This is a genomic window from Variovorax davisae, assembly GCF_030316845.1.
Classification (GTDB): domain Bacteria; phylum Pseudomonadota; class Gammaproteobacteria; order Burkholderiales; family Burkholderiaceae_C; genus Variovorax; species Variovorax davisae.
The window spans coordinates 65,381-77,613 of the sequence record NZ_JASZYS010000019.1 but is presented as its reverse complement, the minus strand read 5'-3'; the positions used below and the strand labels follow the sequence as shown (position 1 = coordinate 77,613).

Sequence of the window (12,233 nt, the reverse complement as noted above, 5' to 3'; positions counted from 1 at the left end):
GCACCAACCGGACAACCGTGCGACAGCAGGGTTGCGATGCGGGGTTTACCCTTGCGCGTTCTTCCTCCCTCATCCCTAACAACAGGCACTCCGTTCATGTCCTCCCTTTTTGATCCCGTCCAGGCCGGCGACCTGGCACTCGGCAACCGCATCGTGATGGCGCCGCTGACGCGCAACCGGGCACCCAATGCCGTGCCGCGCGACATCACCGCCACCTACTATGCGCAGCGCGCCTCCGCCGGCCTGCTGATCACCGAAGCCACCGCCATCAGCCAGCAGGGCCAGGGCTATGCCGACGTGCCGGGCCTCTACGGCACCGACCAGCTCGACGCCTGGAAGCAGGTGACCGACGCGGTGCACGCCGAGGGCGGCAAGATCGTGGTCCAGCTGTGGCACGTCGGGCGCGTCTCGCACACCGAGCTGCAGCCCGACAACGGCCAGCCGGTCGCCCCCTCGGCGATCACCGCCAAGACCAAGACCGTGCTGATCAAGGACGGCGTGCCGACCTTCGTCGAGACCTCCGAGCCGCGGGCACTCGATGCGGCCGAGCTCCCCGGCATCGTCCACGCCTACGCCGTCGCGGCGCGCAACGCGGTCGAGACCGCCGGCTTCGACGGCGTCGAGATCCACGGCGCCAACGGCTACCTGCTCGACCAGTTCCTGAAGACCGGCAGCAACAAGCGCAGCGACGACTACGGCGGCAGCATCCCCAACCGCGCCCGCCTGCTGCTGGAGGCCACGCGCGCGGTGGTCGACGCGGTGGGCGGCGGCCGCACCGGCATCCGCCTGTCGCCGGTGACGCCGGCCAACGACGTCCACGACGCCGACCCGCAGCCGCTGTTCGACTACGTGGTGCGCCAGCTGGCACCGCTCGGCCTGGCCTACATCCACGTGATCGAGGGCGCCACCGGCGGCCCGCGCGAGCTGGACGACCGGCCCTTCGACTACGAGGCGCTGAAAGCCGCCTACCGTGCGGCCGGCGGCAAGGGCGCCTGGATGGTCAACAACGGCTACGACAAGCCGCTGGCGGAAGAGGCGCTCAAGGAAGGCGATGACCTGGTCGCCTTCGGCCGGCCCTTCATCTCGAACCCGGACCTGGTGCGCCGCCTGCGCGAAGGCGCGCCGCTCAATCCGTGGGACAAGAACACCTTCTACGGCGGCGGCGAGGCCGGCTACACCGACTACCCGGCCCTGGCCTGAACGGCCGGCTGCGCGTCGGCGGCGAAAGCCACGCTGACGCGCAGGCCGCCTTCGTCCGAGGCCCGCGCGAAGCGCAGCTCGGCGCCGAGCAGCTTCGCGTAGCGGGCCACGATCGCCAGGCCCAGCCCGGCGCCCTCTCCGAGCTTCTGGCCGGCCGGCCCCTGCGCCCAGCGCTGCAGCAGGTCGGGCTGGGCCTCGGGCGCGATGCCCGGGCCGTCGTCGACCACGCTCAGCGTGCGGCCCGCCAGTTCCACGGTGATGGTGCGGCCGCCGTAGCGCAGCGCGTTGTCGATCAGGTTGTCGAGGATGCCCTCGACCAGCGCTGCATTGGCAGCCACCGTGACCGCTTCCTCGAGCCCGAGCCCGCCGAGATCGACGCCCTGGGCATCGGCGCGCGCCAGGTGCCGCAGCACCGCCTGCTGCCCCAGCCGGTCCAGCCGCAGGGGCTCGCGCTGCAGCCGGGTATGGCCCTCGTCCGCCAGCGCCAGCGCCAGCAGCTGGTCGACCAGGTGGCTGGCCCGCACCTGGCTGGCGAGGATCTGCTGCAGCTGTTCGCGCCAGGCCGCCGGATCGCGCTGGGCCAGGCCGTAGTCGGCCAGCGCGCGAATGCCCGCCAGCGGCGTGCGCAGCTCGTGCGCCACGTTGCCCGCGAACTCGCGCTGCGCGGAGGCGCTGCGTGCCAGGCGCTCGAACAATGCGTTGAGGGTGTCGCCGAGCTGCTCGAGCTCGCGCGAACTGCGCGCCACCGGCACCGGCGCCAGGTCATGGGCGTCGCGGCGCTCCAGCGTGCGCCGCAGGTCGCCCAGCGGATGCAGTTCGCGGTCGATGCCGCGCCAGATCCAGGTCGCCAGCAGCGCCAGCAGCACCAGTTGCGGCGCCAGCGAATACGCCAGCAGCTTCTCGACCAGCGACGCGCGCCCCCGCGTGGTCTGCGCGATGACGACGCGGTAGGCGAGCGGCTCCTCCTGGTTCAGCACCACCGCCCGCAGCGCCTGGCCCTGGTAGTCGATGCGCGAGAAGCGGTGGCGCACGCCGTCCTGCGGCGCCGGCGCCCGCAGGCCGGCGTCGCCGGCCAGCAGCGAACCGTCGGGCCGCAGCACCGCGAAGTGGACCGTCTCCGACTGGTCGAACAGCAGGTTGTTCATCTCGCGCGGCGACAGCAGGAGCTCGACGCCGCGCTCGCCGGCCCGCACGTTGGCCGACACCGAATAGGCGTCGTCCAGCATCGCGCGGTCGAAGGCCTGCTCGGCGAAATAGCTGGCGACGACCAGCGCCACCGCGGTGCCCAGCAGCCATGTCAGGCCCAGCGGCAGCAGCACGCGACGCAGCACCCGCGCGGTGAGCGAGGGCGCGGCCGTCGCGCCGCCGCTCACGTCTCGGCTTCCATCAGGTAGCCGATGCCGCGCAGCGTGCGAATGGCGGCACCGCTGGCGACCAGTTTCTTGCGCAGCCGCGAGATGAAGGCCTCGAGCGCGTTGTCGCCGAGGGACTCGTCGAAGGTCGAGAGCTTGTCGGACAGCTCGCGCTTGCTGACCGTGCGACCGGGCGGGCTCATCAGCTCCCACAGCACCTCGAACTCGCGCGCCGGCAGGTCCAGCGGCACCCCGCCGACGGCGAAGCGGCGCGCCCGCCGGTCGAGCCGCAGCTGCCCGAGCAGCGCGATGTCCTCGGTGCCCTGGGCCCGGCGCACCAGCGCCCGCAGCCGGGCTTCGACCTCGGCCAGGTCGAAGGGTTTGCCGAGGTAGTCGTCGGCACCGGCGTCCAGGCCGGCGATGCGTTCGTCGGTGCGGTCGCGGGCGGTCAGCACCAGCACCGGCGTGCGGTCGCCGCGGGCGCGCGCCTGGCGCAGGGCGGCCAGGCCGCTCGCGAGGCCGCTGGTCGGACTGGCGGTCGCCGGCAGGTTCAGGTCGAGCAGCACGGCATCGAAGGTCTGCACCCGCCACAGGTGGTCGGCATCCTCGACGTTGGCCGCCACGTCGACGCGGTGGCCCGCGTCACCCAGGCTGCGCAGCATCACGCCGCGCAGGACCTCATCGTCTTCGACCAGAAGGATTCGCATGGGTGGGAAGTGAAGTGAAAAAAACTTGCTGTTTGTACCGCAGGAAGCGCCCCCTCACTGGACATTGACATGGGGGAAAGGTTCAAACTCGCCCTTCAACCACATGAAGGAGCCATCACGATGAGCCAGAAGTTCCAGGTCACGGGCATGAGTTGCGGCCACTGCGCCGGCGTGGTGCAGAACGCGGTCCAGACGATCGACCCCAGCGCGCAGGTCACGGTCGACCTCGAGACGGGGCATGTCGACGTCGTCAGCCAGCACCCCCGGCAGGACATCATCGTCGCGATCGAGAACGCCGGCTACCGGGCGCAGTAGCCCGGCGGCCGTCTCCCGGCCCCTTGGCACGGGCCGGGACCGCTCAGGAGGTCGGAATGCGGATCCGCAGCTGCCGCCGGGACGGGTCCGGCGCGGCCTCGGCCGTCAGCGGTGCCAGCTTGGCCGGCAGCACCAGGGCCCGCGCCAGGGCGGGCGAATCCTTCTGGAAGCGCTCGAGCCGGGTCAGGATCCGGTCGACGCGCGCCAACTGGTCACCCAGCCGGGCGCCGGCTTCCGGCGACTTCTTCGCCTCTTCGGCGGCCACCTCGTCCTGGAAGCCCTGCCAGTTCGACGGGTCCAGCATGTTGGTGCAGACCGAGATCGAGGTCGACAGCGCCCGCGCGGCGTGCCACCAGCGCGCCGGCACGAAGATCATGTCCCCGGGCTTGAGCACGGTCCGGTAGAGCGTCGCCTTCGCCAGCAACGGGAAGCGCTCGCGGTTCTGCATCACCGGGTCGTCGACGGTCGAATGATTGGGGAACGCCACCCGCGGATACAAATAGGGCGTGTCGGTGGGCGGGAAAACCACGAATTCCTTGTCGCCATAGATCTGGGTGATCTGGGCGTGGGCGTTCTCGCCGTCGAAATGCATCACCGGGAACTTGCTGCCGACACCGCCGATCAGCAGTTTCAGGTAGCCGTCCGGGCGGCGCCATTTCTCCGGCATCAACGGGCTCGAGAAGCGGCGCGGGAAGGCGAACTTGTTCTGCGGCACCACGTCCGGCAGCAGTTCCGGCAGCACCTCGTGCAGGAACGACCGGTACATGTAGGGCCCGGGGTTCTCCGCACTGGAAGCGATCACCTCGTCGATGAAGCGGTCGAAGGGCATGTTCCGCTCGTAGCCGATGGCGACCGGCTTGCTGCCGAAGCGCTGCTTGAAGTATTCCGGCGTCCAGGTGCGCATGGCCGCCCAGCCCTTGCCGACATTCGAGATCACGACTGGCCGGTTCGCGTGCATGTAGCGGGCGAGAAAGTCGTCGTAACTCAGCGAATTGCCATCCGCCCGTTCGATCGGCAGCCAGGGCGCGGCCGTGCGCTCGCGACCGGCAGCCACCGGAGGAGCAGCAGCAGCAGAATCTGTGAGATTTTGTACTTGCATACTTACATACTACAAAAAGTGAGCGCGGTTGCATAGTGTTCGTTGGTCATACGGCCAAACTTCAGAGGCCCGCGCCGCGCCGGCGCCTCGGCTGGCTACCATCGCCGCATGCTTTCCAACCCGCGGATCCTGATCGCCGAAGACGAGTCCGGCATTGCCGACACCCTGCAGTACGTGCTGCGCACCGACGGCTTCGTGCCGGTCTGGTGTGCCACCGCGGCGCAGGCCATCGTCCAGTTCACGGCCGAGCCGCCGGCGCTGGCGATCCTCGACGTCGGACTGCCCGACATGAACGGCTTCGAACTGTTCAAGCGGCTGCAGGCCCTGCCCGGCGGGGCGCAGGTGCCGATGCTGTTCCTGACCGCCCGCAGCGACGAGATCGACCGCGTGGTCGGCCTCGAGCTCGGCGCCGACGACTACATCGCCAAGCCCTTTTCGCCGCGCGAGCTGGTGGCGCGGGTGCGGACCATCCTGCGCCGCAGCGGCCGTGGCGCCCAAGGCGCACCGGCAGCCGCTCCCCCGACGCCGGTCCCCGCCCCAGCGGCACCCGTCACGCCGTTCGCGCTCGACCTCGAACGCATGCAGATCCGCTACTACGGCCGCCTGCTGGAGCTCTCGCGCTACGAGTACGGCGTGCTGCGGCTGCTGGTGCAGCGGCCCGGGCGGGTCTACACCCGGGACGACCTGCTGCGGCTGGTCTGGGACGAGGCCAGCGACAGCTTCGATCGCACCGTGGATGCGCACGTCAAGACCCTGCGCGCCAAGCTGAAGGCAATCGCGCCCGAGGTCGACCCGATCCGCACCCTGCGCGGCACCGGCTATGCGTTGAACGAAGACCTGCCTGCGTCCGCGTGACAAGCCGCACGAGAATCTTCATCGGCATCCTGCTGATCTACACGGCGGGCATCGCCTTCCTGCTCTACCGCGTGGTGATCGACATCGACCCGCGCTACCGCGAGTCGGCGGAAGAGTCGCTGGTCGAGGCCTCGCAGCTGATGGCCAGCCTGGTCGAGCAGGACGTGATCGCCGGGGCGATCAACACCGCGCGGCTCGAGCCCCTGTTCCGTTCGGTCTATGCGCGCCAGTTCTCGGCCCAGATCTACAACCTGCACAAGCGCCACGTGGAGCTGCGGATGTACGTGACCGACCGCAACGGCCGCGTGCTGTTCGATTCGCAGGGCCGCAACCTGGGCGCCGACTTCTCGCGCTGGAGCGACGTCAGCCGCTCGCTGGCCGGCACCTACGGCGCGCGCACCACGCGCGACATCGCCGGCGATCCGCTGAGCTCGGTGATGTACGTCGGCGCGCCGGTGCGCTGGGGCAACGAGATCGTCGGCGTGGTGAGCGTCGGCAAGCCGGTGCAGAGCTTCGGCCAGTTCGTCGAGGACGCACGGGCCCGCACGCTGTGGGTCGGCGTCGGCTCGGCGCTGGCCCTGCTGGTGGGCGCCATCATCATCTCGGTCTGGCTGGTGCGTCCCTTCGGATTGATCTCGGACTACGTCGGCTGGCTGCGCGCCCAGCGCAGCCTGAGCCTGGGGCGCATGCTGCGGCGGGCCGCCGACACGCTGCGCAGCGGCCTGGGCGAGATGCGCGACGCCTTCACCGGCCGCAACTACGTGGCCGACTACGTGCAGACCTTCACGCACGAGATCAAGAGCCCGCTGTCGGCCATCCGGGGCGCCGCCGAGCTGATCCAGGAGCCGTCGATGCCGCAGGCCGAGCGCGAGCGCTTCCTGGGCAACATCGCGCACGAGACCCAGCGCATCCAGGAGATCGTCGACCGCATGATGGAGCTCACCGCGCTCGAGACCCGGCGCGCGCTGGACCGCAGCGAGCCGGTCGCGCTCGCGCCGCTCCTGCGGGAAGTGGCCGCCGGGGCCCAGGCGGCGGCCGCGCGGCGCGAGGTGCGGGTCCAGGTCGCGATTCATGCCGAGGCCCGCGTCGAAGGCGACCCCTTCCTGCTGCGCCGCGCGATCAGCAACCTGCTCGACAACGCGATCGACTTCTCGCCCGCGGGCGCCGAGGTGCTGCTGGCGCTGGAGGCCAGTTCGCGCCGGGCCACCGTCAGCGTGCGCGACCGCGGTCCGGGCATCCCGGACTATGCGAAGGACAAGGTCTTCGAGAAGTTCTATTCCCTCGCCCGGCCCCACAGCCAGAAGAAGAGCACCGGGCTCGGACTCGCCTTCGTGAAGGAGATCGCGGCCCTGCATCGCGGCCGGGTCGAGCTCGCGAACGCGCCGCGCGGCGGCGCGCTGGCGACGCTCACGCTGCCGCTGCTGTCGGTTCACTGACCGGTGAGCGCCGCGTAGGCCTTGCGGGTCTCGGGGCTCACGGCGTCGAGCACCTGCGCGTGGGAGGTCTTGTGGCGCGCCATCAGCCGCGCCGAGGCCACCGCCTTCGACTTGCAGTACCAGTGGCAGCTGTGCTGCATCAGGAACAGCTCGGCCGACATCATGTAGGCCTTGGCCTTCGGCGAGCGCTGCGCTTCGTTGCGCATCACGCCGGCGATGCCGCGGGCATGGAGCGCGAAGGCCTCGCGCAGGTCGAAGGTCGCGGCCGGCAACAGCTGCTGCACGAAGGGCAGCGACAGCGGCAGCTTGCTGACCCGCGCCTCCTTCTCGCCGACCTGCGCGAATTCGGCCGCGAAGCTGTCGAACTGGGCCGACAGCTTGGCCTCGGTGCTGTCGAGCAGGCCCCAGATCTGCGCCCGGCGCTCGGCATCGTCCTCGCCGAGGCAGCGCAGGTAGCCTTCGGTGAGGTTCTCCATCAGCTTCTCGATCTGGTAGTGGCCGAGGTGGCTGCCCAGCAGCGCGATGCGCCGGCGCTGCTGCTGCGAATTGACGAGGTAGGCGCCGATGGCGATCAGCGTCACCAGGGTGAGAGTTTCCATCGGCCCCGAGTGTAGGGGGCGGCGCTACCGGAAGAAGTCGAGGATGCGGTTGCGCTCGGCCGGCGGCGCCGGGGGCGCCACCTGCGCGGGCGCCAGGTCCTCGGCCGGCAACGGCGCCAGCGCCGGATCGAGGCCCAGGCTGGCCACCCCGTGCCCCGGCGCGTAGTCGTCGAAGTACCACTCGCCATCGACCTGCAGCACGCCGTCGGGCGCCTTCAGCGCGGCCACCGGCACGCCCTTGAGCGCCGCCTGCATGTAGCCGGTCCAGATCGGCAGGCTCAGGCTGCCGCCGGTCTCGCCGCGCACGCCGAGCTGGCGCGGGGTGTCGTAGCCGACCCAGGCGATGCCCACGCGGGTCGGCTGGAAGCCGGCGAACCAGGTGTCGAAGGAATCGTTGGTGGTGCCGGTCTTGCCGTACAGGTCGTCGCGCCGGATCGCCTGGTAGGCGCGCGACGCGGTGCCGCCCTTCACCACGCTCTGCAGCAGCGAATCCATCATGAACGCATTGCGCTCGGGGATCGCGCGCCGGGCCTCGTCGAGCACCGGCGGCTCGGTCTCCATCAGGACCTTGCCGCGGGCGTCGGTGACCCGCGTCACCAGGTAGGGGTTGACGCGAAAGCCGCCGTTGGCAAACACCGCATAGCCGGCCGCCATCTGCATCGGCGTCACCGAGCCGGCGCCCAGCGCCATCGGCAGGTTGGCCGGCTGCTTCTCGCGCTCGAAACCGAAGCGCGTGACCCAGTCCTGCGCATAGCCGGCACCGATCGACTGCATGACGCGCAGCGTGACCAGGTTCTTCGACTGCTGCAGCGCGCGCCGCAGCGTGATCGGGCCGTCGTAGCCGCCGTCGTAGTTCTTCGGCTCCCAGGCGTTGCCGCCGGCACCGGCTTCGAAGAGCAGCGGCGCATCGTTGACCACCGTGGCCGGCGTGAAGCCCTTCTCGAGCGCGGCCGAATAGATGAAGGGCTTGAAGCTCGAGCCCGGCTGGCGCCAGGCCTGGGTCACGTGGTTGAACTTGTTCTTGCCGTAGTCGAAGCCGCCCACCAGGGCCTGGATCGCGCCGCTGCGCGGGTCCAGCGCCACGAAGGCGCCCTCGACCTCGGGCAGTTGCGTGATCTCCCAGGCGTTCTTCGGCGTGCGGGCCACGCGGATCACCGCGCCCGGCCGGATCCGGATGTTGCGCGCCGCCTTCTCCGCCAGCCCGGACTGCGCGGGCCGGAGCCCTTCGCCGCCGATCTGCAGCGTCTCGCCGTTGGCGCGCACCGCGCGGACCTCCCTGGCGCTCGCCTGCAGCACCACGGCGGCCACCAGGTCGCCGTTGTCCGGGTGCTCCGCCAGCGCGTCGTCGACCGCGTCGTCGAGCGCCTTCGGGTCGTCCGGCAGCTCGACGAAGGCCTCGGGCCCGCGGTAGGGCTGGCGCCGCTCGTAGTCCATGATGCCGCGGCGCAGCGACCGGTAGGCCGCCTGCTGCTCGGCCGCGACCAGCGAGGTCGTCACCTTGAGCCCGCTGGTGTAGATGCTGTCGCCGTACTGCGCATGCATCATCTGGCGCACGGTCTCGGCCACGTACTCGGCATGCAGCCGCGACGGGTCCGCGGCGTCGCGCAGCTGCAGCGGTTCGCGCCGCGCCGCATCGGCCTGCGCGGCGTCGATGAAGCCGGTTTCCTGCATGCGGTCGATCACGTAGAGCTGGCGGGCCCGCGCGCGGCGCGGATTCGCCACCGGGTTGTTGGTGCCCGGCGCCTTCGGCAGGCCGGCGAGCATGGCGGCCTCGGCCACCGTGATGTCCGCCAGCGGCTTGCCGAAATAGGTCTCGGCGGCGGCCGCGAAGCCGTAGGCGCGGTTGCCCAGGTAGATCTGGTTCAGGTAGATCTCCAGGATCTGGTCCTTGCTGAGCTGGCGCTCCATGCGCATGGCCAGCAGGATCTCCCAGGTCTTGCGCTGCACGGTGCGCTCCGAGCTCAGGTAGACGTTGCGCGCGACCTGCATCGTGATGGTCGAGGCGCCCTGCTTGCGGCCGCCCTGCAGGCTGGCCAGCGCGGCGCGCGCGAAGCCCTTGTAGTCGACCCCGCCGTGTTCATAGAAGCGCGCGTCCTCGACCGCCAGCACCGCGTCCTTCATGACCTGCGGAATCTGCGCGAAGGGCGTCAGGTTGCGCCGCTCCTCGCCGAACTCGCCGATCAGCGCGCCGTCGGCCGCATAGACCCGCAGCGGCTGCTTGGGCTGGTAGTCCGACAGCTCGGAGATGTCGGGCAGCCGCGGGTAGATGGTGGCCACCGCGATGCCGCCGGCGATCGCCAGCACCAGCACGGAGCCGGCCGACAGCGCGGCGATCCAGGCGACCGGACGGCGCCAGCCGGGTGCGCGGGAGGGGGTTTCGGACGGAGAAGTCATGGCAGGGAGGGAGCAGGAACAGGCCGCGATGGTTCCCCATCCGGGCGATGCCCGTGTGAAGGCCCTGTTCGCAGGACTTCACACAGGCTTCACACAAGGCTGTTTTCACGCTGCCGGACTTCGAAAAGCCTTCCAACTGGCTTCTCGCTCGCTCCGGACAGTGGCTCCCGTGCAAGTTCGCACGAGAAGGAGAAGGAAAAACACCATGGACGCCCCCCTCAACCGCCCCGGCCGACGGCTCTGGCTCGTCACCCTGACACTGGCCGTCGCCAGCTTCCTCGCGCTGAGCGTGCGGCCGCTGCATGCACAGGAAGAAGCGCCGGGCCCGCGCGCCAGGACCGAGAGCCCCTATTTCTTCGTCAAGAGCGACGACCCCGAGCTCGACCGCCTGCCGCTCAAGGGGACCGAGGTGGACGTCAAGATCTCCGGCGTGATCGCCGACGTCACGGTCACGCAGACCTACCGCAACGAAGGCCAGCGGGCGATCGAGGCGCGCTACGTGTTCCCGGGCTCGACCCGGGCCGCGGTCGGTGCGCTCCAGATGCGCATCGGCGAGCGCCTGATCACGGCGCAGATCCGCGAGAAGGCACAGGCGCGCATCGACTACGACGCAGCGAAGAAGGAGGGCAAGACCGCCGCGCTGCTCGAGCAGCACCTGCCCAACGTGTTCCAGATGAACGTCGCCAACATCCTGCCGGGCGACGAGGTCCGGGTGACGCTGCGCTACACCGAGCTGCTGGTGCCGCAGGGCGGCAACTACCAGTTCGTCTATCCGACCGTGGTCGGGCCGCGCTACAACAGCCCGCAGTCGGAGAACGCGCAGGCCCGCTGGGTGGCGCAGCCCACGCTGCGCGCGGCGGTCGCGCCGGGCACCGCCTTCAGGCTCAGGGTCGCGCTCGACATGCCGATGGCGCTGCAGGAGGTGCGCTCGCAGACCCACGCGATCGCGCTCGCACGGCGCGATGGCGACGCCCATGCCGACGTCACGCTGGCGCCCGGCAGCGGCCCTGCCGACAACCGCGACTTCGTGCTCGACTACCGGCTCGCCGGCGATCGGGTCCAGTCCGGGCTGATGCTCTACCAGGGCCAGGGCGACGGCGCCGAGAACTTCTTCCTCGCCATGGTCGAGCCGCCGAAGTCGGTGGCCGCGAACGCCATCTCGCCGCGCGACTACATCTTCGTGGTCGACATCTCGGGCTCGATGCACGGCTTTCCGCTCGACACCGCGAAGGCCATGCTGGAGCGCCTGATCGGCGGCCTGCGGCCCAGCGACACCTTCAACGTGCTGCTGTTCTCGGGCAGCAACCGCATGCTGTCGCCGCACTCGGTGCCGGCCACCCGCGCCAACATCGCGCAGGCCCTGGCGACGATCCAGAACTACGGCGGCAGCGGCAGCACCGAGCTGATCCCGGCGCTGCAGCGCGCCTATGCCGAGCCGAAGGCCGAGGGCGTCTCGCGCACGCTGGTGGTGGTCACCGACGGCTATGTCACGGTCGAGCGCGAGGCCTTCGAACTGGTGCGCAAGAACCTGGGCCGCGCCAACCTGTTCGCCTTCGGCATCGGCTCTTCGGTCAACCGCCACCTGATGGAAGGCCTGGCGCGCGCCGGCATGGGCGAGCCCTTCGTGATCACCGACCCGGTCCAGGCGCCCGAGCAGGCCGCGCGCTTCCGCCGCATGGTCGAGTCGCCGGTGCTGACGCAGGTGAAGGCGCGCTTCGAGGGCCTCGACGTCTACGACGTCGAGCCGGCGGTGCTGCCCGACGTGCTCGGCGAGCGCCCGGTGATCCTGTTCGGCAAGTGGCGCGGCGAGGCCCGCGGCCGGCTCGTGGTGGAGGGCCGCGGCGCCGAAGGCCCCTACCGGCAGGAACTGAAGATCGACCCGCAGGCGCGCCGCGATGCGGCCGCATTGCGCAGCCTGTGGGCGCGGCATCGCATCGCCGGCCTGACCGACCAGGAAGCGCTGGAAGGCGGCGACGCGCTGCGCCAGCGCATCACCGATCTCGGCCTGCGCTACAGCCTGCTCACCCAGTACACCAGCTTCATCGCGATCGACCGGGTGGTGCGCAACCCGGCGCCGCAGAACGCCGCCGGCGTCGACCAGCCGCAGCCCTTGCCTCAGGGTGTAGCCGAGAGCGCGCTCGGCCAGAGCCTGGGCGCCGAGGTGCCGAGCACGCCCGAGCCCGAGACGCTGGGCGCGATCGCGGTGGTGCTGTCGATGCTGGCGATGCTCCGGCGTCGGGCGCGCCGCAATGACAGCCGGCGGTTGACCTCGTGAG

10 protein-coding genes are annotated in these 12,233 nt (G+C 70.5%); 5 read left to right on the top strand and 5 right to left on the bottom strand.

Translation table 11 applies throughout. The features are described 5' to 3' along the window. The first annotated feature begins 96 nt into the window (after window positions 1–96). Entirely contained in the window at window positions 97–1,200 is a 1,104-nt protein-coding gene (locus QTI33_RS31340) for an alkene reductase (protein WP_286510474.1), read from the top strand. On the opposite strand, the gene QTI33_RS31335 is transcribed toward QTI33_RS31340, so the two are convergent. Both QTI33_RS31335 and QTI33_RS31330 read right to left on the bottom strand, forming a co-directional pair. Beyond that, window positions 1,182–2,573: a sensor histidine kinase gene (locus QTI33_RS31335; RefSeq protein ID WP_286510473.1), complete on the bottom strand. Its 1,392-nt coding sequence runs from the start codon at window positions 2,571–2,573 to the stop codon at window positions 1,182–1,184. The two genes, QTI33_RS31340 and QTI33_RS31335, sit on opposite strands and share 19 nt — an antisense overlap. Beyond that, the gene (locus QTI33_RS31330) at window positions 2,570–3,259 is read right to left on the bottom strand and encodes a response regulator transcription factor (RefSeq protein WP_286510472.1); all 690 of its coding nucleotides are present in this window, start codon (window positions 3,257–3,259) and stop codon (window positions 2,570–2,572) included. Before QTI33_RS31330 ends, QTI33_RS31335 begins: the two co-directional genes overlap by 4 nt. 120 nt (window positions 3,260–3,379) lie before the next feature. Between QTI33_RS31330 and QTI33_RS31325 the strand changes: the two genes are divergently transcribed. Next, window positions 3,380–3,574 carry a heavy-metal-associated domain-containing protein gene (locus tag QTI33_RS31325; protein ID WP_286510471.1) on the top strand — a complete coding sequence of 65 codons (195 nt, stop codon included), beginning with the start codon at window positions 3,380–3,382 and terminating at the stop codon, window positions 3,572–3,574. Between the two features lie 43 nt (window positions 3,575–3,617). Here QTI33_RS31325 and QTI33_RS31320 read toward each other — a convergent pair whose 3' ends face one another. Further along, a complete protein-coding gene (locus tag QTI33_RS31320) occupies window positions 3,618–4,628 on the bottom strand; it encodes a cupin-like domain-containing protein (RefSeq protein WP_286510470.1) in 1,011 nt (336 codons plus the stop codon). A 153-nt stretch (window positions 4,629–4,781) separates the two neighbouring features. Here QTI33_RS31320 and creB point away from each other — a divergent pair, with 153 nt between their 5' ends. Together creB and creC are read left to right on the top strand one after the other, a co-directional pair. Beyond that, window positions 4,782–5,528, top strand: a complete 747-nt coding sequence (gene creB / locus QTI33_RS31315) for a two-component system response regulator CreB (RefSeq protein ID WP_286510469.1) — start codon at window positions 4,782–4,784, stop codon at window positions 5,526–5,528. Continuing rightward, complete coding sequence (gene creC, locus QTI33_RS31310; protein WP_286510468.1) at window positions 5,525–6,964, top strand: two-component system sensor histidine kinase CreC; 1,440 nt, start codon at window positions 5,525–5,527, stop codon at window positions 6,962–6,964. Before creB ends, creC begins: the two co-directional genes overlap by 4 nt. Here creC and QTI33_RS31305 read toward each other — a convergent pair. After that, on the bottom strand, window positions 6,958–7,563 hold the full coding sequence (locus QTI33_RS31305; protein ID WP_286510467.1) for a hypothetical protein: 606 nt from the start codon (window positions 7,561–7,563) through the stop codon (window positions 6,958–6,960). The genes creC and QTI33_RS31305 overlap by 7 nt on opposite strands. Window positions 7,564–7,587: 24 nt before the next feature. Further along, entirely contained in the window at window positions 7,588–9,957 is a 2,370-nt protein-coding gene (locus tag QTI33_RS31300; RefSeq protein ID WP_286510466.1) for a penicillin-binding protein 1A, read from the bottom strand. Between the two features lie 205 nt (window positions 9,958–10,162). Here QTI33_RS31300 and QTI33_RS31295 point away from each other — a divergent pair, with 205 nt between their 5' ends. Then, entirely contained in the window at window positions 10,163–12,232 is a 2,070-nt protein-coding gene (locus QTI33_RS31295) for a VIT and vWA domain-containing protein (RefSeq protein WP_286510465.1), read from the top strand. Window position 12,233 lies beyond the last annotated feature (1 nt).